At 49.5% G+C, this 25,149-nt stretch carries 23 protein-coding genes; 16 read left to right on the top strand and 7 right to left on the bottom strand.

Going from position 1 to position 25,149, the window contains the following annotated elements:
* Positions 1-189: 189 nt before the first annotated feature.
* Complete coding sequence (map, locus tag BUA17_RS21380; RefSeq protein WP_063566201.1) at positions 190-936, top strand: type I methionyl aminopeptidase; 747 nt, start codon at positions 190-192, stop codon at positions 934-936.
* Between the two features lie 174 nt (positions 937-1,110).
* Positions 1,111-2,124 carry an NADP-dependent oxidoreductase gene (locus tag BUA17_RS21375; protein ID WP_072734925.1) on the top strand — a complete coding sequence of 338 codons (1,014 nt, stop codon included), beginning with the start codon at positions 1,111-1,113 and terminating at the stop codon, positions 2,122-2,124.
* Between the two features lie 102 nt (positions 2,125-2,226).
* On the opposite strand, the gene BUA17_RS21370 is transcribed toward BUA17_RS21375, so the two are convergent.
* Positions 2,227-2,712 (bottom strand): CcdC family protein, encoded by a 486-nt coding sequence (locus tag BUA17_RS21370; protein WP_170867906.1) that lies wholly within the window; start codon positions 2,710-2,712, stop codon positions 2,227-2,229.
* A gap of 461 nt (positions 2,713-3,173) precedes the next feature.
* Here BUA17_RS21370 and BUA17_RS21360 point away from each other — a divergent pair, with 461 nt between their 5' ends.
* A complete protein-coding gene (locus BUA17_RS21360) occupies positions 3,174-4,304 on the top strand; it encodes a hypothetical protein (protein ID WP_072734923.1) in 1,131 nt (376 codons plus the stop codon).
* Positions 4,305-4,401: 97 nt separating this feature from the next.
* On the opposite strand, the gene BUA17_RS21355 is transcribed toward BUA17_RS21360, so the two are convergent.
* The gene (locus tag BUA17_RS21355; RefSeq protein ID WP_072734922.1) at positions 4,402-4,971 is read right to left on the bottom strand and encodes a TetR/AcrR family transcriptional regulator; all 570 of its coding nucleotides are present in this window, start codon (positions 4,969-4,971) and stop codon (positions 4,402-4,404) included.
* A complete protein-coding gene (locus BUA17_RS21350; protein WP_170867905.1) occupies positions 4,968-5,693 on the bottom strand; it encodes an MBL fold metallo-hydrolase in 726 nt (241 codons plus the stop codon). The genes BUA17_RS21355 and BUA17_RS21350 overlap by 4 nt, the downstream gene beginning before the upstream one ends.
* A 435-nt stretch (positions 5,694-6,128) precedes the next feature.
* Between BUA17_RS21350 and BUA17_RS21345 the strand changes: the two genes are divergently transcribed.
* Both BUA17_RS21345 and BUA17_RS21340 read left to right on the top strand, forming a co-directional pair.
* On the top strand, positions 6,129-6,593 hold the full coding sequence (locus BUA17_RS21345; RefSeq protein ID WP_063566196.1) for an Rrf2 family transcriptional regulator: 465 nt from the start codon (positions 6,129-6,131) through the stop codon (positions 6,591-6,593).
* Between the two features lie 249 nt (positions 6,594-6,842).
* Entirely contained in the window at positions 6,843-7,469 is a 627-nt protein-coding gene (locus BUA17_RS21340) for a nitroreductase family protein (protein ID WP_063566195.1), read from the top strand.
* Between the two features lie 115 nt (positions 7,470-7,584).
* Here the strand turns inward: BUA17_RS21340 and BUA17_RS21335 are convergent, their stop codons facing one another.
* A complete protein-coding gene (locus BUA17_RS21335; RefSeq protein WP_063566194.1) occupies positions 7,585-8,268 on the bottom strand; it encodes an S-layer homology domain-containing protein in 684 nt (227 codons plus the stop codon).
* 325 nt (positions 8,269-8,593) lie between these two features.
* On the opposite strand from BUA17_RS21335, the gene BUA17_RS21330 reads away from it, so the two are divergent.
* From BUA17_RS21330 to BUA17_RS21305, 6 genes are all read left to right on the top strand, one after another.
* Positions 8,594-9,649 carry a lactonase family protein gene (locus tag BUA17_RS21330; protein ID WP_072734920.1) on the top strand — a complete coding sequence of 352 codons (1,056 nt, stop codon included), beginning with the start codon at positions 8,594-8,596 and terminating at the stop codon, positions 9,647-9,649.
* Between the two features lie 377 nt (positions 9,650-10,026).
* Positions 10,027-11,772: a rhamnogalacturonan lyase gene (locus tag BUA17_RS21325; protein WP_244552210.1), complete on the top strand. Its 1,746-nt coding sequence runs from the start codon at positions 10,027-10,029 to the stop codon at positions 11,770-11,772.
* A 479-nt stretch (positions 11,773-12,251) separates the two neighbouring features.
* Complete coding sequence (locus BUA17_RS21320; RefSeq protein ID WP_063566192.1) at positions 12,252-13,331, top strand: sulfate ABC transporter substrate-binding protein; 1,080 nt, start codon at positions 12,252-12,254, stop codon at positions 13,329-13,331.
* An 82-nt stretch (positions 13,332-13,413) separates the two neighbouring features.
* Entirely contained in the window at positions 13,414-14,250 is an 837-nt protein-coding gene (gene cysT / locus BUA17_RS21315) for a sulfate ABC transporter permease subunit CysT (RefSeq protein WP_063566191.1), read from the top strand.
* Positions 14,251-14,290: 40 nt separating this feature from the next.
* Positions 14,291-15,166, top strand: coding sequence for a sulfate ABC transporter permease subunit CysW (gene cysW / locus BUA17_RS21310; protein ID WP_063566190.1), 876 nt, complete (start codon positions 14,291-14,293; stop codon positions 15,164-15,166).
* A gap of 226 nt (positions 15,167-15,392) precedes the next feature.
* On the top strand, positions 15,393-15,632 hold the full coding sequence (locus BUA17_RS21305; RefSeq protein ID WP_062322628.1) for a YezD family protein: 240 nt from the start codon (positions 15,393-15,395) through the stop codon (positions 15,630-15,632).
* A gap of 144 nt (positions 15,633-15,776) precedes the next feature.
* Here BUA17_RS21305 and BUA17_RS21300 read toward each other — a convergent pair whose 3' ends face one another.
* Positions 15,777-16,697: a hypothetical protein gene (locus BUA17_RS21300; RefSeq protein ID WP_063566189.1), complete on the bottom strand. Its 921-nt coding sequence runs from the start codon at positions 16,695-16,697 to the stop codon at positions 15,777-15,779.
* Positions 16,698-16,914: 217 nt separating this feature from the next.
* Between BUA17_RS21300 and BUA17_RS21295 the strand changes: the two genes are divergently transcribed.
* From BUA17_RS21295 to BUA17_RS21275, 5 genes are all read left to right on the top strand, one after another.
* Positions 16,915-17,328 carry a GNAT family N-acetyltransferase gene (locus tag BUA17_RS21295; RefSeq protein WP_063566188.1) on the top strand — a complete coding sequence of 138 codons (414 nt, stop codon included), beginning with the start codon at positions 16,915-16,917 and terminating at the stop codon, positions 17,326-17,328.
* 222 nt (positions 17,329-17,550) lie between these two features.
* Positions 17,551-17,928, top strand: a complete 378-nt coding sequence (locus tag BUA17_RS21290) for a ribbon-helix-helix domain-containing protein (protein ID WP_063566187.1) — start codon at positions 17,551-17,553, stop codon at positions 17,926-17,928.
* A complete protein-coding gene (locus BUA17_RS21285) occupies positions 17,909-19,189 on the top strand; it encodes an MFS transporter (RefSeq protein WP_072734918.1) in 1,281 nt (426 codons plus the stop codon). The genes BUA17_RS21290 and BUA17_RS21285 overlap by 20 nt, the downstream gene beginning before the upstream one ends.
* 322 nt (positions 19,190-19,511) lie before the next feature.
* Complete coding sequence (locus BUA17_RS21280) at positions 19,512-20,144, top strand: NAD(P)-dependent oxidoreductase (RefSeq protein ID WP_072734917.1); 633 nt, start codon at positions 19,512-19,514, stop codon at positions 20,142-20,144.
* 65 nt (positions 20,145-20,209) lie between these two features.
* Positions 20,210-21,877: a bifunctional ADP-dependent NAD(P)H-hydrate dehydratase/NAD(P)H-hydrate epimerase gene (locus BUA17_RS21275; RefSeq protein WP_072734916.1), complete on the top strand. Its 1,668-nt coding sequence runs from the start codon at positions 20,210-20,212 to the stop codon at positions 21,875-21,877.
* Positions 21,878-22,376: 499 nt separating this feature from the next.
* Here BUA17_RS21275 and BUA17_RS21270 read toward each other — a convergent pair whose 3' ends face one another.
* Positions 22,377-24,029, bottom strand: a complete 1,653-nt coding sequence (locus BUA17_RS21270) for a methyl-accepting chemotaxis protein (protein ID WP_072734915.1) — start codon at positions 24,027-24,029, stop codon at positions 22,377-22,379.
* A gap of 27 nt (positions 24,030-24,056) precedes the next feature.
* The gene (locus BUA17_RS21265) at positions 24,057-25,064 is read right to left on the bottom strand and encodes a BMP family lipoprotein (RefSeq protein WP_244552201.1); all 1,008 of its coding nucleotides are present in this window, start codon (positions 25,062-25,064) and stop codon (positions 24,057-24,059) included.
* Positions 25,065-25,149: the final 85 nt, after the last annotated feature.

The following is a 25,149-nucleotide window of genomic DNA, read 5'->3' as shown; positions in this document are numbered from 1 at the left end:
CTTCAACCGTTTTAAGCATATACGGGGCTCTGTTGGAGTGGGTTTCGGATTTTTTAAGGGGGATTATATTCATTGGACAGGGGCTAGCCTTATAATAGAATGTTGAGGATTACACGGAATTTTTTATTTTGAGCATTTCGCGTTACAATAGAAGACAGGATGAGATTTTAACGGACAGGAGTAGTTGTAATGATTACGTTGAAGACCAAAGAACAAATCGAACTTATGAAGAAGGCTGGAGAAATTCTTGCCGCATGCCATAGAGAAATTGCTGGAATGATCCGTCCAGGGATCACGACACAGGAAATTGATCAGTTTGCAGAAGCTTTTATGAAGAAAAATGGCGCTACGCCGGAACAAAAGGGATACAACGGGTACCAATATGCGACATGTGCGTCGGTTAATGATGTGATCTGTCATGGATTCCCGGGAAAATATGTACTGCAGGATGGAGACATCGTTACGATTGATATGGTCGTGAATCTGAACGGCTGGCTGGCCGATTCCGCTTGGTCGTATGCGGTGGGTCAGGTGACTCCAGAAGCACAACATTTGTTGGACGTTACCAAAACATCTCTCTACAAAGGGATTGAACTGGCTGTGATCGGCAACCGGATCGGTGATATCTCCAATGCGATTCAGACGTATGCAGAAGGTGAAGGTCTATCGGTTGTCCGTGAATTTATCGGTCATGGGATCGGCGAGAAAATGCATGAGGAACCACAGGTGCCTCACTACGGCCCACCACACCGTGGTCCACGTCTCAAGGAAGGCATGGTTATTACCATTGAGCCGATGCTGAACATTGGTACGTACCGTAGCAAGCTGGACTCGGATGGTTGGACAGCACGTACTCAGGATGGAAGTCTGTCTGCCCAATATGAGCATACGATTGCCATTACAGCAGATGGTCCTGTCATTCTGACTGCTCAATAATTACGCTCAATGTCTCCAATGTGATGATATTTGCATATTTCAAGGCGGCCCACGTTTGTGATCCGCCTGTTTCGGTTTAAACTATTTAGAGGCGATACACATAGAGCCGGTGTTGAATGATATCAGCTGACAGAGGGTTATCCCCTGTCCACTGGCAAGAAGGAGGTCATTTTGGTGTCTGAAAATAAACAGATCGTACTTGCGTCTCGTCCCGAAGGTGCCCCATCCAGAGAAGACTTTAAATTCATTGATGCACCCCTTCCTGAACCGGAAGCAGGACAAGTCCTGGTACGTACGCTATATTTGTCTGTAGATCCATACATGCGGGGCCGCATGAAAGATACAAAATCCTATGCTCCCCCCTATGCGTTGAATGAAGTGATCAAGGGCGGAACGATTGGGCAGGTGGTGGAGTCTTCGGAACCCAATCTGCGCAAAGGGGATTTGGTATCCGGCATGTGGGGCTGGCAGCAGTATGCAGCCGTAAATACGGGAGATATTTCCTTGATTGATACAGAAGAAGCTCCAATTACGGCTTACCTGGGTGCGCTGGGCATGACCGGTTTGACCGCTTATTTTGGCATGGAAGATATTGGTAAGCCGAAGGACGGCGAAACGGTGGTCGTATCGGGAGCAGCCGGAGCGGTAGGTATGATTGCGGGCCAGATCGCCAAGATTGTAGGTGCGCGTGTAGTCGGGATTGCAGGTTCTGACGAGAAATGTGCTTACCTGAAAGAAAAACTGGGATTCGATGTGGTGTTGAACTATAAGCAAGAAGAGGATATGTCTGCTGCCATTGAACGGGCTTGCCCGGCTGGCGTAGACGTTTATTTCGACAATGTTGGCGGTGAAATCTCCGATGCGGTACTAAGCCATATTAATCGGAATGCACGTATTCCACTCTGTGGACAGATTTCGTCATATAATTTGGAGAAGCCGGATATCGGCATGCGCCCGCAGACGTTACTATTAACGAATACAGCGTTGATGAAAGGTTTCCTGGTGGGTGATTATGCCAAGTCCTTTAAGGAAGGCCGTGCCAAACTAGCAAAATGGATCAAGGAAGGCCACTTACAGTTTGAAGAAAACATTGTGGAAGGTTTTGACCAGACACCGGAAGCATTTATGGGCCTCTTCTCTGGAGATAACCTGGGCAAACAGCTTGTCAAGGTTGCGGACCCTGAATAGATATAGAATCCCTTGAATATATGCCAGAACAGGAAAAGACACGTTCCGCACGGTGAAGTGCACAGAACGTGTCTTTTTAGTTGTTAGGGAGTTGCGATGATGCTAAGATTCGGCAGCAACAACTTCCTTATAGTGCTTGTACATATATACCCGCCAGCGTACGATCATACCGAAGGCCAGAAGGAAGAACAACCCACCCGTTTGAGGAATGCTCACATAACGCTGAATGACTTCGTGCAGGATTAGACGTATTGCCAGCAATCCAAGCAGAATGAACGCGAAGCTTCGTGAACGTGTGGCGAAAATTTCTTCATTAACTCTTTCAAAGCGAGTACTGCGAATGAGGGGGTACGAGAATATAAACCAGCCCACCAACAGCGCGATAATTGCCCATAGAAGCGGGACATGTGTCTGGGGTACAACAAACATGAGAAAACCCGTGCTCATTCCCAGCGGGGGAATAAGTATTTTGCGAATGGTTACCGGACGATGGCTGGCTTTCATTCGAATAAAAATGGCAAGCAGGGCCATGACGAGCATACCCAGAGTTGCACCGATCTGAAGGTAAGACGGACTGATTTGAGCCACGTAAAACTCCCTCTTTCTGGAATAATATGTTATCCGGACATCCGGAACATGATGCGAATTACCGGAATTTTCTGTTTCTATTATATCACAAACGAAGAAAGCCGATAGAATGCTTAGTGTATCATTTACCCGGATTGTATATGCAGGATTCATTTGAAAAATTTGTATTATTGTACCCACTGTGAGGCGGTTTATTCGAATAAGGGGAATTCAGGAAATGAACGAACATTTAGGGTCATAAAAATCGGTGATTACAAGACAGATAACCAAGTGGGTCATATAGAGCTTGTCATGCGAGTGCACAAACATATGAAACAGATGAAAGAGCGTGGACGTATTATATACATTCCCGATCCGATCTATGGGTGGATGGGCTACAGGAGGAAGGACAGTAAGAACGGAAAGGAGTAATATGCCGATCATAGGAATACCTTGGAACAGAGCAAGGAGGAATACGCTTCATGAATAGAAATCACAGGCCACTCACGGTATGGACTTTGGCTTGCCTGACCGTGGTATCAGTGGTTCTGGTTATCCCCTGGATTTTGTGGCAATCACAGGCACCGACACAGCTTAACATCATGATTGTCGACAAAAGTAAACCGGACTTGTCCTATGTGGGGCATAAGGGACTAGTCTGGATTCTGAATCAGCAGAAGATTGTCCAACAGACAGGGGAACATTATACGTATGAAGAAGACTACTACGGATATGATATACAGAACGGGATCTCCCGGTTTGAACGGAAATTGCCGGATGAGGTGACCGACACGGACCTGATCTATCTGACGGCGAATCATCATATTTCATCTACAGATACGAATGAACGTATACAAGGCAAAGCTTATGAAGGTCTTACGATATATGATGCGCACAAAATTCGTGAAGCTGCAACCAAAGGCGTAACGATTGTCGCTGAGTTTAGCGCCTTGTCGAATGCTGTTTCGAACATGACAAGAGAGCAATTGTATCCGATTCTGGGCATGAAAAGCAGCGGATGGCAGGGGAGATCGGTATCGGATCTGCAGAGCTTGGATGAAGTGCCACAGAAGGTACGAATGAACTATGAGCTTAGGGAGAAAAAAGAGTGGCCCTATCATGGAGCAGGTATTGTACTGATTCATGAGGATGGACGTGTGATTGTACTGAAGCAAGGCCGTGATGTAAAGACCGGTGACATAAAGCTCTCCTTTACACAGGAAGGTGGGAAATGGAGTGGAATTACCCGGGATATCTATTACAGCGAATGGTTTGACATCATTGTGCCTGAACAACAGACTACTGTACTGGCTTGGTATAAGACGGATCTAACGGAGAGTGGTCAGCTGAAACTGATGGACGCAGGTATTCCGGCGGAATTCGCTGCTCTTATCCGGTATGAGGGCTATAATCGGACGTATTATATGGCAGGATCATTCGGAGAGCTGGAGCATTATTCGTTCTGGCGCCGTATCAAGGGATGGGATGTGGTAAAAACGAAGCTCACACCAGATCAAAAGGGCGTCCCGGATCGGTTTTACTGGAAAGTATATGTACCCGTGATGAAGAAGATTTTGCAGGAAGTCCAGACAGGGCAAGCACCCTGGCAATAGAAAAGCCGTTCCTTTGGTAGCGGGACGGTAGGATACATAAGGAGGGCTGCAGATCATCTGCAGCCCTCCTCCATTTTCCATCAAGATATATCAGGTTTTATGAATGAAGATGTTGCAGCCCATTCAGGAAAGCGGCCACGGACAGTTGCAGGCTCTCATCCGGGTCAAAGTTCATACCGAAGCCACCTTTTTCACCCATGGAGGCGAAGCCGTGGCAAAGACTGCGTAAACCGCGAACGGCATGGAGCGTTTCCGCTTCACTTAGCGTATAGGGCTGCAACAGGCGGAGCAGCAGATCTAGGGCAGCCGTACTTTCCACAACGAGCTGCGCTTCCTGACGGTCCGGGGCGTGGAAGAAGGCTTCGTATAGCCCTGGATGCTTGCGGACGAAGCCTATATATGCGGCAGCGACCTCCTGAATGGCTTCGTCACCCGAACGGCCGACAGAAGCCTCAGTTAATGCAAGCCTGAGCTGCTGTGCGGACATCAACGCCAATTCCTGGCGAAGCCCGGGAAGACCGTTGATGTGGTTGTAAAGCGACGGGGAGCGCACATCCAGCCGCTGGGCCAGAGCGGCCAGTGTTAGCGAATGGAATCCGTCGCTGTCGGCAAGCTGGGTGGCGGCGCTTAACAGAGCGCCGCGATCCAGCCCTTGGCGGGGGCTCAAAGTTGCCTCCCGGCAGGGCGCAGCCGCTGCTCCGCGTCTGCCGTAGCTGCGCGCATGGCCGCGGCGGGCTGACGCAGCATTCGTCCGTGCCCTACAGCGAGCACGGACGGCTCCAGCTCAGCCAGGCGCTTGGCGCTGGCAAGAGCAAGTTCACGGTTCCACGTCGCCAGCGCGGGGAACGGAAAGAGCGGGCGCAGGCGGCCGGATACGGCGAGGCCGCCGTGCAGCTGATACGCGTCGCCAGCGATGAGCACGCGGCTGCGCGTATCCATGAAGGCCATATGGCCCGGCGTATGGCCTGGGGTAGCAATGGCGACCAGGGATCCGATCCGGTCGCCGTCATCGAGCAAGCGATCCGGCCGGGTGCGGATCGCTTTGGGAACACTGCCGCGTACCGGAGTCTGTGGCTCGCCGGGAAGCAGGGAGGCGTCTCCGCCAAGCAGTGGGGCATCTCTTCTTGAGATGCAGACCTCGGCTTCAGGCAGCGCCTCCTTAAGACCATCCAGTGCACCAACATGGTCACCATGGGCGTGAGTCAGAATAATTCTGATAATCGGTTTGCCCAAGGATTGTGCAGTAGCCAAAATCCCCTTGAGACTGAATGGCATTCCGGCATCAATAAGGGTAAACCCCTCTTTTTCTTCAACAAGATATACGTTCACAGGGAAGAGGCGTGGAAGGAATGAAACTTGGACAACATCATGCTCACGTGTAATTCGCATCATTGAATCCTCCTTAAAACTAATGTTGTTAGTAATATAACTAATGTCATTAGTTTTTGCAATACCCTATGTAGATTTACTTAAAAAATAGCATATTTTAAAATCCCAAAACACTTTACAAAAAAAGCGTTTTCAAAATAGGAATAACCGATTATAATAATCTCGTAAGCCCTTTCATATGTCTATCTTATTGGAGCCTTTCGCGAAGCGATAGGCTCACTTTTTTTGTTCTGTTCCCTCAAAACACGGAGGAACTCAACCTTTTTACTAAGCCTATGAAGGGCCTGTATATACTGGTATGACAGGGGGAATCAGGTTTTCTAACCCCTAAGTTGAGAATGTTGACAAACATAACTGTTATTCCTATAATAACAGTTATACTTACCTTGGATTGAATTTTCAGCGGTGAACGATATGCCGGGAAGGGAGTAAGTAATGAACAGTGAATTTACCATTGCTGTGCACTGTCTGGTCTTTCTGTCCATGAAGGATGAGTGTATGGCCAATAGTGAAGACTTGTCTCAAAGTGTTGGTACGCATCCAGCCAGAGTACGCAAGGTGCTTAGTGTGCTGCGGAAGCATGGATACCTGACCACCAAGGAAGGTGCCCACGGTGGATATCTGCTCAGCCGTCCGAGTGAAGAAATCAAGCTTGGAGAACTGTACAGACTGGTAGCAGGTGGATCACTTGGTCCCAGCTGGTGTTCGGGAGAATCCGGTTCAACGTGCGTTGTTTCTTCCAATATGCAGGATGTGATGGGAAGTATCTACGATGGAGGCGAAGAAGCATTAAGCGCTTATTTTGACCGTATATCCATTGAGGATGTGAAGCATCGTATCGGTAATGGGGAAGAATGTTCTTTGTCTATGGAACCCTTGGCCATGAAGGATAGGTCGTGACAGAACTGATCGTTAACAGCTCTTCATGACCTGGCCTTGGACTGCTGCTATCAGGCATGGTGGACAAGCTATATAAGGGCGTTTGCTCCGGTTGTAAGATCCGTTGATGTTTCAGGCGATTCCGGGCATAACGTGAACACAGATGGAAGCGATCGTCTGCGCTGATGTTATTTTCGGAAGGTGAGTACTCGGTAGAGTTTGACCTTGCGAACGTAAAAAAATAAAAAAAGAATTTGGGGAGTGGAACGCATGTCCAGCATTGAAAACAATGAAACACTTCGCGTGATTAACGAACGTCACGCTGTCAAAAAGTACGAAAGTGGTTTTGTTATGCCTGAAGCAGATCTGAACGCTATCCTGACTGCCGCTTCCGAAGCACCGTCTTCATGGAACCTGCAACACTGGAAATTCCTCGTGATCGAATCCGAAGCAGACAAAGCCAAGTTGCTGCCAATCGCTTACGGCCAAAGTCAAATCACAGACAGCTCCGTTACGATCGCTGTACTCGGAGATTTGGAAGCAAACCGCAACGCCGTGATTTATGATCAGGCTGTTGAAGCAGGTGCGATCCCGGCTGAAGTTCGTGACGCATTGGTTGGACAGATCAACGGTGCTTACCAAAATCCGCAAATCGCCCGTGACGAAGCAATCCGCAATGCATCTTTTGCTTCACAGAACATTATGCTTGCTGCACGTTCCCTGGGATATGATACTTGCCCAATGGGTGGTTACAACCCGCAACAATTGATCGAAACATTCAACATCCCTGCGCGTTATTTACCAACGTTGTTGATCACTGTAGGTAAAGCTGCAGTACCAGCTCGTCCGGCAGGTCGTTTCCCGCTGTCCGAAGTTGTTGTTAAAGGTTCTTTCTAAGACTGATTTTGGATCAGTTATCGCTATAGAGAGTAATATATATAACGTAAATAGCCGCATGTCCCCTTTAGAGGGAACATGCGGCTATTTGGTATTTAAATGATGAAGAAGGGCATTATTTCTCTGGTGTTTCCGGGATTTTCGGTGCATTGAAATCTTCCAGATACTCAATTGCGTTATACATCATAACCGCAGCTTCGGCGCGGGTAATCGTTTCCTTCGGATTGAAGTTGCCTTCTGCATCGAGTGTATTAATCTTCAAGACAAGGGAACGTTGAACAGCACCTTGAAATTCTGGAGTCAGCTCTTTTTCATCCGTGATGTCTACAGGTTTGATGTTAATCATCGGCAGGCCGCCTTTGGCTTCAATGCCCTGCATCAAGAAAAGGGTATACTGTTCACGGGTCAACGCCTTGGAAGGATCGATATCGTTGGACATCTTAATGCCATTGAATTGGGCACGGACAAAAGCATCACTGTACCATACGCCATCTTTTACGTTGGAGAAGTAGTCACTTGGCAGGGGTTGTTTGATAAAACGAATCGTGTCCAAATTCAGATGGAGGCCATCTGCAATGAGCTGGATACCCTGAGCTGTGTTTAGTTCCTGTTCCGGTTTGAACAAGCTATCACTCACGCCTTTGATTAAACCATCCTGATGTAGGGATTCAATCTTGTCTGCCCCCACAATACCTTGAATATCAGTGAATTCCGCTTGAGCGGCGTGAATCGGACCAGCGCTCAGAGAAAGGGTAAGTAAAGCTCCGGCTGTTAATGTAGCCAATATATTTTTTTTCATATCAGATTCGCCTCACTTTTCCAGGGAGTATCCCTTTGTATAAAAGTTATTTGTCCCTATAGACGACCCTATTCCTCAAAAGGTTGCTGTAATTTTCCATTGTTTTTCTACAAGAAATTCTGTTGGAATATGTGCAAAGTGAATGGACTATTGTAAGGCCTTATGCTTTGTATTATGGTGAGGAAAGATAACCACTGAAGCAAAGGTCTGTGATTTGGGTAAGTACATAACAGTGGAATCAACTATTCGGGTTACAACTTCTTATAATTGCATGTAATTAGAGTGTAAGGTTAATCATTTGAATCAATAAGGAGAGAATGAGACGATGGAACCGACAGCAACGAATGAAGCTTTTTTCTATACAGGTACTTATGCATCAGCAGAACAGTCGGGGATTTTTCTATGTGCGTTAAACAAGGAAACAGGCGAGTTGCGGATTGTAAATCATATGGATGGGGTGGATAATCCATCCTATCTGGCTTTATCTCCGGATGGGAATGGTCTGTACGTGGTAAGTGAGACAGATGAGGGAGAGGTGCTGGTCTATCGCAGGGATGCCGCAACGGGTGAGCTGCACTTGATGGATCGCAAATTGACGAAGGGCGCATCGCCTTGTTATGTATCTGTCACGGAGGATGGCGAGTGGGTGCTGACTTCAAACTACAGCAGCGGCAGTGTGAACGTATTTCCGGTAGGAGATCAAGGCACGCTGGAAGAGATGAGTGCGTTGATTGAGCATACCGGAAGAGGACAAAATGATGACCGTCAGGAAGGGCCGCACGCCCACTCGATCCAACCAGACCCCTCAGGTCAGTATGCCGTTGTCTGTGATCTGGGTCTGGATCAGATTATTGTGTATCGTCAGGAAGAAGGTCGCCTGGTAACGCATCGTGAGATGAATCAGCCTCCAGGCTCTGGACCGAGACATCTCGTCTTCCACCCAAGCTCGAAATGGGCCTATGTGATTAATGAATTGAGTAACACCGTTACGGCATTCATGTATGATCAACGCAGAGGTGAGTTCACTACGTTGCAGCATATCACCACACTGCCTGAAGGACATTCTGGTGAAGGTACGGGAGCGGATATCCGTGTGTCCCCATGTGGCCGTTTCCTGTATGCTTCCAATCGTGGGGACGACAGCATTGTGCTGTATCACATTGACCAGGAATCCGGTGAGCTGGAGGCTATAGAGTGGACTTCCACTATCGGTCAGACTCCGCGTAACTTCAACCTACTTCCCGGTGGTATTCTGCTGGTGGCCAATCAGGACAGCAACAACCTGGTTGCTTTTCAGATCAATGGTGAAGATGGACGCCTAACACACAACGGATTCAAGCTGGAGATACCCCGCCCAGTGTGTATTGCTCCGGTAGTATAAGGTGGGATGACACAACATTCTTTGTTACGTTCAAATTCCGATCGAGCTTGTGAGAAAGAAGCATCCAAGTCGAAAGATTCATCTTTCGGCTTTTTTCCTTTTTTTCATACATAAAATTACTAAGTTAGACCTATAGATGGAATTATATGTTTAATTTAAAATGAACATATTAAAGCGCTTACATGGATGTGAGATGGCGCTACCAAGGGCATCGGGCTTACCAATTCGATTGGGGAGGCAATGGCTTTATGGGAAAACGATCGTTATGGAAGCGTACATTGCGGACCGCAGGGGTATCCCTGCTGAGTTCTGCGTTACTGGTTACTTCGCTCGGTCTTGGAAACATACCAGTCACTCATGCTGCTGGTGCCCGTCAGATGGAGTTTCTGGACCGAGGTGTAGTTGCAGTGAAGACAGGCACAGGTGTGTTTGTCAGTTGGCGGCTTCTGGGTACGGAAGGGTCGAATGTATCGTTTAATGTCTATCGGGATGGAACTAAGGTAAATGCATCGCCCATAACGAACAGCACCAACCTCCAGGATGCAAGCGGGACAAGTAGTTCCAAATATACGGTTCGAGCCGTAGTCAGTGGAACCGAACAGGCTGCTTCGACGGCAGCGAGCGTATGGGGAAATAATTATTTGTCTGTACCTCTCAGTGTACCCGCAGGAGGCACAACACCGGATGGTGTAGCCTACACGTACAGTGCCAATGATGCGAGTGCAGGCGATGTGGACGGGGACGGCGAGTATGAACTGATTGTAAAGTGGGACCCGTCCAACTCCAAGGATAATTCCCAAAGCGGCTACACGGGTGAAGTATTTATCGATGCCTACAAATTGAATGGAACACGCTTATGGCGTATCAGTCTGGGTAAAAATATCCGTGCGGGTGCCCATTACACCCAGTTCATGGTGTACGATCTGGACGGAGATGGCAAGGCCGAAGTGGCGATGAAAACGGCTGATGGTACGAAGGATGGTACGGGCATAGTCATCGGGGATGCCAGCAAGGATTATCGTAACTCCAGCGGATACGTTCTGTCCGGACCGGAGTTCCTTACGATCTTCAATGGACAGACCGGCAAAGCACTTTCCACGGTGAACTACGAACCAGCGCGCGGTAATGTGTCCGATTGGGGAGACAACTATGGCAACCGGGTCGATCGATTCCTTGCTGCGATTGCGTATTTGGATGGGGAGCGGCCCAGTCTGGTCATGGCGCGTGGATACTACACCCGAACCGTGCTGGTGGCGTACAACTGGCGGGATGGACAATTGACGAAACAATGGACTTTTGATTCCAATACATCAGGTAATTCCGGTTATGCTGGGCAAGGTAATCATAATCTGAGCGTGGCAGACGTGGACGGCGATGGCAAAGATGAGATCGTATATGGCGCGATGGCGGTAGATGATAACGGCAAAGGACTCTACACGACAGGACTCCATCATGGGGATGCGATGCATCTCAGTGATCTGGACCCGGATCGTGCAGGACTTGAAGTATTCCAGGTGCATGAGACACCGTCCAATGCCGGAGTGGAATTCCGTGATGCGCGTACAGGTCAGTTGATCTGGGGCATCCCTACGACCAAAGATATTGGACGTGGCATGGCAGCCGATATCGATCCACGTTATAAGGGGGCAGAAGTGTGGGCGGATGGTGGCTTGTATACAGCCAAAGGACAGAAAATAGGGACAACCCTGCCTTCCTCCACGAATTTTGGCATCTGGTGGGACGGTGATCTGCTCCGTGAATTGCTGGACAGCAACCGGATTGATAAATGGGACTACGCCAATAGCAAAACGGTTAATCTGTTGACGGCATCCGGTGTTTCTTCCAATAATGGAACGAAGTCCACACCGAATCTGCAGGCTGACCTGTTCGGCGACTGGAGAGAAGAAGTGGTATGGCGGACCAATGACAGCTCTGCACTACGCATCTACACGACAACAGCCGTTACGGACAAACGGATCTACACCCTGATGCATGATCCGGTATACCGTCTTGGCGTAGCTTGGCAAAATGTAGCCTATAACCAACCGCCACACACGGGCTTTTATTTGGGAGATAGCATGAGCACACCTCCCGTACCGAATATCCGGTACGCTGGCAAATAAGGGGGAAAGGGCATGAACTCATGCCAACCCCAGAGATGATGTTACAGCGAATTAAACTTACCGCTGACAAGGGAACAACGGACTTTGGTCCGTTGTTCTTCTTTTTCTGCCATTTACACAGATATTCGGTAGAAATCGGAAAAAAAACGTTTGACAGTCATATGTACTGCCCTTATGATACGTATATAACTCACTAAACAGGTAGGAATAATAAAAATGACTATGCTCTATTTGCGGAAGCAGTCATTTACAGTCACATGAGCGATCGTAACGTGAACAGAATAACGTTCTCACCGTATAGACGGAGGAACACCGCAGCGCATCATTTCTGGATGAAGCATACACGGCCTTTGGGCCGGCATGACTTTATGAGGGAGAAGTGCGCGGGGGTTCCTCCGTTTTTTGTTTTTTTCGGTGCGTTCCTTGCTGTTCAGCCTGTTGAGGTAATCTTGCAGATCCATTCGGGGGGAGTGTTATCTATGAAAAAGAGAATTCATAAGGGTATTCTGGTTGGTCTGGCATTGGTGTTAACAGGGGTACTGGCGGCATGCGGATCGGATAGCGGTGGCACGAATGCGGCAGCAACATCGGGGGGAACGGAAGGTGGCAAAGAAGGGGCAAAAGCGATCGAGCTGCTGAATGTATCCTATGATCCGACACGTGAACTCTATGAGCAATATAACAAGGCGTTTGCGGCGTACTGGCTGAAAGAGAAAGGTCAGGAAGTAACGGTTAAGCAGTCTCATGGCGGTTCAGGTAAACAAAGTCGTTCTGTTATTGATGGGCTGGACGCAGATGTGGTTACTCTGGCATTGGGATACGATATCGATGCTATTGAAGATAAAGGTCTGATCAATGCGGGGTGGCAGGACAAATACGAGCACAACAGCTCCCCGTATACGTCAACGATCGTGTTTTTGGTACGCAAAGGCAATCCAAAAGGCATCAAGGACTGGGATGATCTCATCAAGGGAGATACCCAAGTCATTACCCCGAATCCAAAAACGTCCGGCGGGGCACGTTGGAACTATCTGGCGGCATGGGGATATGCGCTCAAACATAACAACAATGATGAAGAGAAGGCCAAAGCATTTGTTGCAGAGCTGTTCAAACATGCACCTGTCCTTGACTCTGGAGCACGTGGAGCGACGACTACGTTTGTAGAGCGCGGTATTGGTGATGTACTGCTTGCATGGGAGAATGAGGCTTTCTTGTCAGTTAAAGAGCTGGGTCCGGACAAATTCGATATTGTGGTGCCTTCGGTCAGTATTTTGGCTGAACCACCTGTAGCGATTGTAGATAAAAATGCAGACAAAAAGGGCAGCCGCGAAGTGGCGGACGCCTATCTGAAATATTTGTACAGCGAAGAGGGGCAGACCATTGCTGCCGAGAACTATTACCGTCCAACCCTGGACAGCGTGAAGGAAAAGTTCAAGGATCAATTCCCGCAGCTTGAGCTGTTCACATTGGACGATGTATTTGGTACATGGCGCGATACCCAGGCCAAGCACTTTAATGATGGCGGTATCTTTGACCAGATCTATGTTCCGGGCAGCTAATGCATCTGACGTCGATGATGTTGCGTGACCATGTAAGCGGCCAACCAGTCCGACCGACTGAAGGCAGAGAGGATGAACGTGCATGAGCAAGGTGATGGTGGCCCGGAGTCGCACACTGCCGGGATTCGGATTAACGATGGGTTACAGTGTGCTTTACCTGAGCCTGGTTGTACTTATTCCACTCGCAGCGCTCTTGTTTAACTCCACGGGGCTGACCTGGTCCACACTGATTGAGGTGGCGACCAATCCCCGGGTACTGGCTTCTTTCCAGGTGAGTTTTCTGACTGCAGGTGCAGCGGCCCTGATCGATCTGGTTCTCGGGTTGCTCCTGGCTTGGGTACTTGTCCGGTATGAGTTCCCTGGAAAGCGGCTGTTTGATGCCGTTATTGATCTGCCTTTTGCCTTGCCGACAGCAGTGGCGGGGGTTGCCTTAACGGCGCTGTATGCCGGGAATGGCTGGATTGGGCAGTTTGTGGAACCTCTGGGCATCAAGCTGGCCTATTCACAGGCGGGCATTACGCTCGCGCTGATGTTTATTGGGATTCCGTTTGTGGTGCGTACGGTGCAGCCGGTATTGCAGGAATTGGAGACCGAGGTGGAGGAAGCTGCGGCTACGCTCGGAGCGGGAAGATGGCGGATATTCCGAAAGATCCTGCTTCCGGATCTGATCCCGCCGCTGCTGACCGGTTTTGCGTTAGCCTTTGCCCGAGGTATTGGCGAATATGGTTCAGTGGTGTTTATCTCAGGCAATATGCCGATGAAAACGGAGATTGCGCCCCTGCTGATCATGGCGAAGCTGGAGCAGTTCGATTATGCGGGAGCTACGGCGGTAGCCTTGCTGCTGCTGCTGGTCTCTTTTGTCCTGCTCTTGATCATTAATTCACTTCAACGCTGGAGCCGCAAGGCAGGCAGAGCTTAGTAAGCAGTGAACCAACCTAAACCAAAAGGAGGTACAGAATATGGCGGGTTCCGTTCCATTAACGCCTGCTTCCCGTGTAAGAACCGGGCCGGGGCCAAACCGAGCAACGACGGAAGCACCGTGGGTTAAATGGTTGTTGATCGGGTTGGCAAGTCTGGTGCTGCTCTGGCTGCTCATCTTGCCGCTGGTGATCGTGCTGATGGAGGCGTTAAAGCAAGGCTGGGGTGTCTACATCGCCGCGCTTACCGAGCCGGACGCGATGTCGGCATTGAAACTTACGCTGCTGGTTGCCGGAATCACCGTACCGCTCAATACGATATTTGGTGTGGCGGCTGCGTGGGTCATTACTAAGTTCCAATTCAGGGGCAAAGGACTCATGATCACCCTGATCGATCTTCCTTTTTCGATTTCGCCTGTGGTAGGCGGGTTGATCTTTGTCCTCGTCTTTGGGTCGAATGGATGGTTTGGACCTTGGCTGGCCGAGCATGATATCAAAATTATTTTTGCCCTGCCCGGCATTGTCATCGCAACGTTGTTCATTACGTTTCCCTTCGTTGCCAGAGAACTGATTCCGCTAATGGAAGATCAGGGCACGAGGGAAGAAGAAGCGGCGGTTACGCTTGGGGCCTCGGGGTGGCGGATTTTCTGGAATGTGACACTTCCCAACATCAAGTGGGGACTGCTGTATGGCATTATTCTGTGTAATGCGCGGGCGATGGGCGAGTTTGGGGCCGTGTCTGTTGTATCGGGACATATTCGCGGGGAGACTAACACCTTGCCGCTGCATGTCGAGATCCTGTATAACGAATATCAATTCTCCGCTTCGTTTGCCGTCGCCTCCTTGTTGCTGATTTTGGCTCTGGCAACGTTGCTGCTCAAGAGCTGGTTGGGTCATAAAACGATTCCCGAAAAGTGATGTAACACTCCTGTATCCATGCCGATCATCTTGGTTTTGAAGAGGGTTCCGAATGAAAATGGATTTTGTTTAAACTTCATGAAAATTCGGATTGACAGCTACTGGAAGCCCTGCTAATGTATAAACCAAGTATATAGGTTGGATAAGAATGAATTATAAGTCGGGTTGGATGACAGCGCACTTGAGGAATATAGCGGGCAGTAGCCCGAGAAGAGGAGGCGGCTCTATGGCTAAGCCGTTAAAAGTGGATGAGGTATGGATGGATCGAATTGCCGGACAACTGAATGACATGGAGTTTGGCTCATTACACATCGTTGTACACGAAGGCCAGATTGTGCAGATGGAGCGCACCGAACGCAAGCGTTTTGAAAATACGCCCTCCGGCAGCGCCTCCAAATCCGGCAGCACTGCACGAAGCAGCTCACCCCGTTCATTGCGCTCATCGAATGCAAGCGCGAAGGGATAGGCTTCATGTAATCCAGGATTGAATTAGGCATAATGCAAAAAATAGTAGAAACTAAAAAGAGAAGCCGCCGATTTTGCGGGCTTCTCTTTTTGGTGTTGAATGAACTGAGTCTGATGATGCAGGCAAACCAAGTTAAAAGAAGGTTTATTTTTCGGAAATGGCTCCGGATGTGCGTGGTTTATAGAGGTTTAGCTCTATATCCAAGTTCTCATCCTCATGTGCTTCTGCAATGCTATTCAATTCCTTATCCGAATCGGTGTGTCCCGCATAGGGGCGATCACTGCGAGAAGGCGTTCCTGTCAGGCTGAAGCCAGAGATGAACAGGATGAGTTGCAATCCCAATGCGTAGGGAGCAGCAGCAAGTCCGATCAGATGAAGCAGCGAGCACATGGCAATTAGAGTAACAAGTGCTTTGGTTACTGTGCCCGATGAACCCTGTCTTGGGCTGGACCAGAGCAGATAACCATAGAACACCGTGATGATCAAGGAAACGAAGCGTATCCATGGCAAAGCATTGAACCATGAATGCCAGAAAGGATACAACAGACCTTGTTGACGAAACACAAAATCAGCGATTAGGTACAGTACAGCTACTACAGCGGTGGGCTCGGCAGCTGGACGAATGACATTCCAGATCGCTCTTCCCCACTGGTCAGGATGTGCGTATCGATTCAATTCATCGGACAATGCTGCGCTCTCTCGTTCCAGAGCCCTGTGCATCAATGCCAGTCGAGCGGGATCAACATCGATAATACAGCTGCGGATCTGATCCTGAAGCTGTGGAGACAGATGCACTGCGGCTCTGCAGGACAGCATGGCCGTTAATAATTCATGATGCTCATGTTCCGTTATAGCAACTTTCCGTTGTTCTTTGGCTGTGAGTTGTCCCAGTAGGGTTGTACTTATGTATAATGTATCTCGTATCGCGTGCATTCGCCTGTCCCGGCTTCGTCTGACCTCAGTGGCTGACCATACGTAGAGTCCAAGCAGCACAGCGATCATTCCGAGTAGTACCGCCACGAAGCCCGGATATGAGAATAGAGCAAGCATCCAGCGTTGAAGCACAATGGTTCCTCCTTTGCAAAAACTGTAGTGTAGCATGAAACACGGTTCACATAAGCTTTCTCTCACTATTACACAGGAATTGCGTGAATTCAAGCAGGAACAGTAGGAATTTACTGTCATAAGAAGGACCACGGCACCCATGCAAAGAAGATGTAATTTCCATGAATTTTTTAATTCTACACATAATTATAGATTTAATAAGAAAGGAGCATGATCTATGGACCAGATCCACATTGAACATACACCGCCCTCAGCAGCAGAATACCTAGCGTTACGGAAAAGCGCAGGTCTTAGTGCGATGAGCAAGGAGGGGGCGGAGATTGGGCTGCCCAATAGTCTTTTTGCCGTATGTCTGCGTGAAGAAAATGAAATTGTAGGCATGGGCCGGGTCATCGGGGACGGTGGTTGCTTCTTTCAGGTGGTGGATATCGCCGTGCGCCCGGACCAGCAGGGAAGAGGATATGGCAAATTGATCATGAGCGAAATCATGAATTATTTGCGTGAACATGTGCCTGCTCGTGGCTTGGTTAGCCTATTGGCTGACGTTCCTGCCGATCGTCTGTACGCTCAATTCGGCTTCACCTACACCAGTCCGAAATCGGAAGGCATGTGGTGGAGACAAGGGGAATAGAGCGGAAATAAGCTGAGTTAAGCCTGTTTAAATAAAATTAGCCTTATATATGGGAAATAGCCTATCAATACCTCATTCGTGTATCCAACTAATTAAACCTTTGGTTATCCATAGGTTTTTTTGCTTTACATCCATTTATTTACAAGTATAATGTAATTTAAATACAACTTACGATTTACAAAATACGATAATCATAATAAATGCAGAATGGAGGAGACAAAATTGGATAAAGACCAGCGGACTCAATTTAATCGAATGGTGGAACGGTCCATGGAGCAAGCCAGCAGAAACCTATCGGGAACCAAGGGGGTTGTCTCCGTAAGATTAAGTCAGGAAGAGATTGATATTATTGATCAGCTTGTATTTCTTGAACTGGCCAAGAACCGATCTGATGCAACGGCGATGTTAATCAGGGAAGGGATTCGGACTCATCAATCGTTATTGAACGAGATTCAGGAGTATACGGCAGAGCTTGAGCGGGTAAAGGCCAAAATACAACAGTCCATTCGCAATTCAGGTTTGTTGACACGTCTGCAAAGTGAAACTGGAAGTGAGATCGAAGGGAAAGGAGAGAGAGTGAATGAAACAGACGAAAAATGAAATCCATAACGACAGTTACGGATCTGTTCTGCGTCTTCCATCTTTTTGTGTACTTCTTGCAGGCAGGCTGATATCCGGTGCGGGTCAAATTTTATTTTCCATGGCTACGATGTGGTATATTCTTCAACTAACCGAGTCAGCACTCGCAGCAGCACTGATTCCTATGTTGCCATACTTTATCTATGCTTTTTTGGGTATACCACTGGCTACAATCAGTGATCGGCTGCCCAAAAAGCAGCTCTTGATCTGGACAGATGTACTTAGAGCATGCGTGGCCTGTATATTGGCGCTTTTATTCATGAGTGGTCAGATGGTGCCGTGGCATATCTATGCTGCCAATTTGCTCATTGCGATTCTTGGATTTTTGTTCAATCCGGCAACCCAGACCGTCATCCCCGCAATTCTGCCCGACCCGTCGAAACAGTTAGCACCAGCCAATGCACTTCTAAACTCATCTTCCAAAACAATTGAATTGCTTGGATATGCTGTAGGAGGCATATTGGTAGCGTTCATCTCAGTCCAGTCCATCCTTTTCATCTATGCACTTACCTTTCTGCTATCTGCTCTCTCCATTGTCTTTATTCATATTCCGATGACCAAAGTGGTCAAACAAAAAGGGATTTCTGGCTTCATTAAGGATAGTTTGCAAGGGATTACCTTCTTGTTTTCGCGTAAAATTCTGGCCAGCTGCATCATTTTTGGTGCCATTATCAACTTTGCTGGCGCGCCTCTGCACATCTTCACTCCGATTTTTGCTGACATGGTTCTTCATGCCGGACCACAAGGCTACGGTCTTCTCCAATCTGCCTTTGCCGCTGGTAGTATTGCAGGCTCTTTGCTCAGCGGGAAATATGCCAAACGGCTTTCGCTTGCTCGATGGTTCCTAATCAGTTATCTCATCTCAGGTGCAAGTTTGCTACTCATGCCTATGTTTCCTAATCTGTATATCGCCATCGCCTGTTCATTCTTGTTAATGCTGGGGCTTGCCCTCGTAAATGTACCTCTGGTGACCTCAATTCTTCTATCCACACCGGAAGAAAAGAGGGGACGTGTCATGAACAGTATGGGGGTCTTAATGAGTGGCATCAGCAATCCGCTGGGTTTATTGCTCGGAGGCTGGCTCATTGAAACGTATAATCCATCCTGGGTGTACATGGGAATCGGCGCATTTGTTATTGTCATGGGACTGGGGAGCATGTTTGTCCGGCCTTTCCGAGAGGAACAGGGGCAACGCTCCAGACAGCAAACGGCATCCGTTTAGCCTATGAGCAGATCATCGTCCTTTTTGGAAGCGGCCCTGTATGGAGGCAGCTATGAAGCTTGTCTTGCATAACTGTTTGCGAGTAGCTGGAACTCATATCATTAAAGATTTAGATCATGAAGTTTATTCAGAATGGTTCTGGGCTTACTTGTTTTAATAAGGAATGTACATGGGAATGAGGAGATGAGCTAGACTCATGGTTTACAAGTGGGTAAAGACGGTTTAAGATGGCGTGAGCCGTTTAAGGTATATAACAATGGGATTAAGTATTAAAATAACGGTAAGTTGACAAGATGATATCTACTGAAAAGAGGGATTTGATATGAAAGTTGCCATTTTTGGAGCAACCGGAGCGATTGGGAAGACGATACTGTGGGAGTTAATGGACCGCGGACATGAGGTAACGGCGATTGTTCGTGATCCTTCGAAGGTGGAGATGGAGCATGAGCGTTTGCGTGTGGTAGAAGGGGATTTGCTTAACCCGGACCAGGTTGCTGATTTTACAGCAGGACAGGAAGCCGTTGTGAGTGCCTATGGACCGAAGTTTGGTGCGGAGGAAGAGATGTTGGAAGTTACACGTTCACTAGTTGAGGGTGTTCGTCGTGGAAAAGCAGGACGTTTGGTTGTCGTGGGTGGAGCAGGAAGCTTGCTTACGGATTCTGGAGAAATGCTGATGGACACACCAGGATTCCCTGAGGAAGTTAAACCATTGGCGAAGGCTCATGTCGATGCGTATAACCTGATTGAAGCATCGGATATTAACTGGACCTACATGAGTCCTGCGGCTACGATCACAACAGGAAGACGGACAGGCCTGTTCCGGGTTGGAATGAATCGTGTGATTACAGATGATCTTGGTGAGAGTTCGATTTCCGTTGGCGATTTCGCAGCGGCTTTGGTGGATGAGCTGGATGATCCGCAATTTATTCAATCCCGGTTTACAGTAGGTTATTAAAAGTTTTAGGTAAGCTAGCAATCTTTCTGTAAATTTCCGAAGAGGCCACCGGGGAGGGATGAACGTTGTTTATCGTAACCGCTGAACAGATGAGAGCTGTGGATGAGCATACGATTCAGCAGCTTGGCATTCCTGCTGCCAGTCTGATGGAGAACGCAGGCAGAGCCATCGCTGAGGAAGTTATCCGGCTGTGCCGGGAAGACGATGTTGACCACCGTTCGAAGCAGTATGGTTGCTGGAACAAAAACGGGAAGCGGGCGCACACCGGGCCCGGGGATCGGCCTGCTCAAGGTGGCGACATCATCGCCGATCCGGCGCTCGTGATGGAGCAACCCGGTGATCAGCAGTGGTACATGCTGATCGGCAAGGGTAATAATGGCGGCGACGGGCTGGTTGCGGCGCGCCATTTGGTTGAAGCGGGGCTCGGCGTGACTTTGGTTTACGCCGATGCGCCTGATGCGTTGCGGGGCGAAGCCGCAGTGCAGCAGAATGCCGCCGCGCAGCTCGGCATCCCTGCTCTGGTCCACGGGCGCGAAGCCGTGGACTTCAGCAAGTGCACAGGCATCGTGGATGCGCTGCTGGGCACCGGCTCGAGGGGGGCGCCGCGCGGAGCATACGCGGCGCTGATTGAGGCGGTGAACGACAGCGGCAAGCCGGTCGTGTCCGCCGATGTGCCAAGTGGGCTGAATGCCGACACCGGGGAGGTATATGAGCCCTGCATTCAGGCCCGGGTGACCGTATGTCTCGCGCTACTTAAGCGCGGGCTGGTGCAGTACCCGGGTGCATCTGCCGCGGGGCGCATCGTGGTGCGCTCCATCGGCATTCCGGCGCGGCTTGCGCCGGAGCATGGCCCCTCGGTCCGTCTGCTGACGGAAGAGGTGCTGCGCAGTGCGCTGCGCGTGGACCCGGGCCGACTCCGGGCACCGGACGGCCACAAGGGCACTTACGGCCACGTGCTGCTGGCCGCAGGCAGTCTGCCGATGAGCGGCGCAGGCCTGCTCTCGGCCAAAGCCGCGCTGCGCGCTGGCTGCGGGCTCGCCACATGGGCGGTGCCCGCGGCACTGCTGCCGCATGTCATCGGCACCGTGCCCGAGCTCATGCTCGCTGCCGCCGCAGATGGCGACAGCGGCGAGTGGAACGCGGCTTCCGCGGACGCCGTGCTGCGTCTCGCGGAAAGCCGTGACGTGCTCGCGACCGGCCCGGGCCTCGGCCGCTTCAAGGGCGACACAGACTGGCTGCGCCGTCTGTGGCAACATTCGGATCGCCCGCTCGTCATCGACGCGGACGCCCTCAACATGCTTGCAGACGCTGGCCCAACCGGGCCTCGCGACTGGGGCAAACGAAGTGCGGCGACCATCCTGACGCCGCACCCTGGAGAGATGGGCCGACTGCTGGGCATGTCGACCCCCGAAGTACAGCGTGACCGAATTGGACACGCTGTACGGTACGCCCGCGAGCAGGGCGTGATCCTGGTGCTCAAGGGAGCACGAACGGTCATCGCAACGCCATCCGGCGAGGCGTATATCAACACCACGGGGCACGCTGGCATGGCAACCGGCGGTGCAGGAGACGTGTTGACCGGCATTATCGCCGGTCTGCTCGCCCAAGGGCTCAGCGCGGAGCAGGCTGCAGCCTTTGGCGTGTTCCTCCACGGCCAGGCAGGGGAGAGAACCGCGCTGCTGCGCGGTGATCCGGCATCCCTGCTCGCCGGGGATATCATGGATGCCCTATAAATCCCTGGCATGATTGGTGCAGCACTCTTGGTAAATCGTTACTTCATAAGCTGCATTTACACTGCTTTGAGCTCGTGTGATAGGTGCAGTTAGAGAGTACATGTCCTTCATGTGCTGCATGCCTCTGCACACAGCACAAAGATATAAACTACTCATAACATAAAGAAAGGGATGTCCCATAGTCATAAACATGACGAGGACATCCCTTTTTAGTGGTATTAACTTTTAACGAATCAAACACGCTATGAGCAGCATTTTCCATTAATCTGCGCTAGCATCCCAGCGACGTGATTTCACTGATCGGCAGGTTCTGGCCCAAGTTTGTACCATTATAACGAGAATAACGTGACTGAAGTTCGTTTATCTGTGCATTCGACCCAAATCCTCCAATTAAGGTGTGGTCGATTCGTTAGAATGGATTAGCGCTTCGACCCGAGAAAGGAAGTTCCTTTCAACCTCCGGTACAGCCGCTTCTCTTTATTCTTTTATCATGACTCCACTACAACCGGAACCGTAAAAGCTCCTGATGCATCTCTGCACTGATATCCCGCAGGGTTTTCACCTTAGTGCTTGCTTCGGCGAACGAACGTTGTTGCTCGGCCGTAGAAGCTGTAATTTCCTCACTGCTTGCAGCCGATTGTTCCGTAATGGCACTGATATTTTCAATCGCCTGCTGAACCTGTGCGCTAAGTTCACTGGACTGCTGCATGTCTTCCGTAAGCTGGTTAATGCTTGTGCTGATTCGCTCTACACTGTGACGAATGCCAGAGAAGGATTCGCCGGTTTTTCCGGTGGCCTGCTCCTGTTCTGCAAAGAGCTGAATGCTCTGTGTCACAGAGTTTTTCACTTTGCCCATAGCCGCTGTGATTTCACCGACAGCCCCAAAGATATGCTGTACCGATTGCTCGGATTGCTCGGCCAGTTTCTTCACTTCCCCCGCGACGACAGCAAAGCCGCGTCCGGCTTCACCTGCACGTGCCGCTTCGATGGAGGCGTTCAGAGACAGAAGGGTTGTCTGCGTAGCAATGCTTGATACATAAGCAGTCATGGTTGCGATCCGGGAGGCGCTCTCCTCCAATTCCTGGACAGTCTTTTCTACCTCAGACATGGCAATCCGGTTTACTTCAGCCAGTCGAAGCTGTTCCTGTACGGCAATGTGTCCCTCCTGCACGGAAGTCAAAACTTCGTTACCATAGATGGCCGATTGTGAAGTCGCCTGAAGATTGCTTTCAAACATATGCTGCATCTTGTCCACGACCATGACCGTGTCACTTAGATCCTCAGCAATTTTCTGACTGCCAATCGATAGCTCTTCGGTTGTTCTGGATACTTGCTGCACAATGGCTTGCACAGTATCATTACCGCGGTCAATGTCCTGTGCCATCCCATCAACACGGTTTCCTGCCGCACCGATAGATTGAATGATACTGCGAATATTCCCCGTCATAAGACGGAAGGAGCGGTTTAAGTCATCCAGTTCATCCTTGCCTCGTGTCTCCGGAAGCTGCTGCGTAAGATCGCCGTTCGCAATTTGTCCTGCGGCTTCCTTTAAGGTACGGATGCGTCTCGCCAATTTGCGTGAAGTGTACATATTGAACAGCAGAACAGCGACAAGCAGGATGATGGCTCCGGCGAGAGCAATCTGCCAGGTCCGCTGAATATCTTGTTCAAGATCTACTGTATATTGGTCATATCGATCCCGGGTCACCTCATCCAGCATATAAATATCATTTTGTATGCCTTTGACCCGTGAGCTGAAACGTTTGGCGTCCGAACTGTTCATGGCTGTGATGGCTTCGGTGGCGCCCGTGTCCAGAGCCGTTAATTTGGTTTGGATCGATTGAATCAGGCGAAGCTGTTCATCCGTCTCCAGCAAGCCTTCTGTGAGCTGCTTTACCATGGTTTTACCTTCATTCAGCAAGCGTGCAACATTATCCTGATTGCCAGCTGTCATGGAGAACGAGTACACATCGAGCGCCTGCTCGGTCTGTATCTGGTTAGCGTTCAGCTCCGTGACCTTCAGCATGGCAGGCACCAGATTTTGATTTTTGGCATTCATGCTCAGCAATTGAATAATGATATAGGCTACAAGCAAAAGGCATAACAGTAACGATACTACGGCATTCATTATCAGCTTTCCCTGCAATTTCATAAGCGTGCCTCCATATTAGCAATTGGTTTATTGATCTAGGGTAATTTTGGTTTTGCCGGAAGCGATCTGTGCTTTCAAATCTTCGAACGTTTGCTGTTGTTCGTCCGTGAGTGTGATGTTATGTAGGGCGGTTAAACCTACGCCGTTTTCTGCCAGACCATAGAACATTTCTTTTTCGGGAAATGAATGTTGGTTCTGAATGAACGTATTAATGGCGTTATGAAGAGAGACATCTACATTTTTGAGCATGGAAGTGAGTACTGCTTTTTCTGCTAAAAAGAACTGATCCTGGTCCACGCCAATGGCGTATTTACCCAATCTCTGAATCTCTGAAATTGAGCCTATGCCGGTAAGTCCGGCAGCAACGTAAATGACATCAACACGCTGTTCCTGAATCATCTGCGCCGCGAGCTTTCCTCCAAGATCAGGGTTGCCGAAATCCCCGGCGTACACGACATGGACTGTGGCATCCGGATTAGCCGCCTTTACACCTTGCTCAAAACCTTGCTGGAAATCGTGAAGCACCGGAATATCCATTCCACCTAAGAAGCCTACATGGTCTTCGGTTGTTGCAAAGCCAGCAATGATACCTGCAAGATAGCTGCCTTCTTCTGCTTTGAAGGACATGGAGGTCACATTGGGGAGATCGGAATGCCCGTCAATGATGAGAAAGTGCTGATCGGGATACTTCTGAGCAACCTTCTCCAGATCGGTTTTTATCGTGTCGCTTAGACCAATAATCAGATCAACTTTATCCTTCGCAAATTGCTCAAAGGCTGCCTCGGATGTCAAATCCTTTCCAGGTTCCTTGTAATCAAAAACAATACTGTTCTCGTTTCTTGCCTGTACCAATCCCTCAAAAGATGCATCACTGAAAGAATGATCACCCAAGCCGACATCCGTAAGAACGATTCCGACTTTGGTTCGCTGATCTGCGGGGGACACCTTATCGGTTGCCGAACATGCTCCCAGCATCAGAACAACTAGAACCATCATCATGGTGAACCCGAATTTGATTTTCCATTGTGTTTTCATGTGCATATGCCCTCTTTTCTATAAGATGGAGATGACGTGTGAGGTGAGCAATTCCTCTATATGTATATCGGACGAGAGCAGAGTC

Source organism: Paenibacillus sp. ov031 (genome assembly GCF_900143165.1).
Taxonomy (GTDB): Bacteria; Bacillota; Bacilli; order Paenibacillales; family Paenibacillaceae; genus Paenibacillus; species Paenibacillus marchantiae.
Note: the sequence above shows the minus strand (reverse complement) of the source record. Positions and strands in the feature narration are given on the sequence as shown.

What these genes read in the sequence shown, in the direction of transcription:
- map (WP_063566201.1), top strand. Translation starts at nt 190, where the DNA reads ATGATTACGTTGAAGACCAAAGAACAAATCGAACTTATGAAGAAGGCT.
- BUA17_RS21360 (WP_072734923.1), top strand. Translation starts at nt 3,174, where the DNA reads ATGAATAGAAATCACAGGCCACTCACGGTATGGACTTTGGCTTGCCTG.
- BUA17_RS21350 (WP_170867905.1), bottom strand. Translation starts at nt 5,693, where the DNA reads ATGCGAATTACACGTGAGCATGATGTTGTCCAAGTTTCATTCCTTCCA.
- BUA17_RS21345 (WP_063566196.1), top strand. Translation starts at nt 6,129, where the DNA reads ATGAACAGTGAATTTACCATTGCTGTGCACTGTCTGGTCTTTCTGTCC.
- BUA17_RS21340 (WP_063566195.1), top strand. Translation starts at nt 6,843, where the DNA reads ATGTCCAGCATTGAAAACAATGAAACACTTCGCGTGATTAACGAACGT.
- BUA17_RS21335 (WP_063566194.1), bottom strand. Translation starts at nt 8,268, where the DNA reads ATGAAAAAAAATATATTGGCTACATTAACAGCCGGAGCTTTACTTACC.
- BUA17_RS21330 (WP_072734920.1), top strand. Translation starts at nt 8,594, where the DNA reads ATGGAACCGACAGCAACGAATGAAGCTTTTTTCTATACAGGTACTTAT.
- BUA17_RS21325 (WP_244552210.1), top strand. Translation starts at nt 10,027, where the DNA reads ATGGAGTTTCTGGACCGAGGTGTAGTTGCAGTGAAGACAGGCACAGGT.
- BUA17_RS21320 (WP_063566192.1), top strand. Translation starts at nt 12,252, where the DNA reads ATGAAAAAGAGAATTCATAAGGGTATTCTGGTTGGTCTGGCATTGGTG.
- cysT (WP_063566191.1), top strand. Translation starts at nt 13,414, where the DNA reads ATGAGCAAGGTGATGGTGGCCCGGAGTCGCACACTGCCGGGATTCGGA.
- cysW (WP_063566190.1), top strand. Translation starts at nt 14,291, where the DNA reads ATGGCGGGTTCCGTTCCATTAACGCCTGCTTCCCGTGTAAGAACCGGG.
- BUA17_RS21305 (WP_062322628.1), top strand. Translation starts at nt 15,393, where the DNA reads ATGGCTAAGCCGTTAAAAGTGGATGAGGTATGGATGGATCGAATTGCC.
- BUA17_RS21295 (WP_063566188.1), top strand. Translation starts at nt 16,915, where the DNA reads ATGGACCAGATCCACATTGAACATACACCGCCCTCAGCAGCAGAATAC.
- BUA17_RS21285 (WP_072734918.1), top strand. Translation starts at nt 17,909, where the DNA reads ATGAAACAGACGAAAAATGAAATCCATAACGACAGTTACGGATCTGTT.
- BUA17_RS21280 (WP_072734917.1), top strand. Translation starts at nt 19,512, where the DNA reads ATGAAAGTTGCCATTTTTGGAGCAACCGGAGCGATTGGGAAGACGATA.
- BUA17_RS21270 (WP_072734915.1), bottom strand. Translation starts at nt 24,029, where the DNA reads ATGAAATTGCAGGGAAAGCTGATAATGAATGCCGTAGTATCGTTACTG.
- BUA17_RS21265 (WP_244552201.1), bottom strand. Translation starts at nt 25,064, where the DNA reads ATGAAAACACAATGGAAAATCAAATTCGGGTTCACCATGATGATGGTT.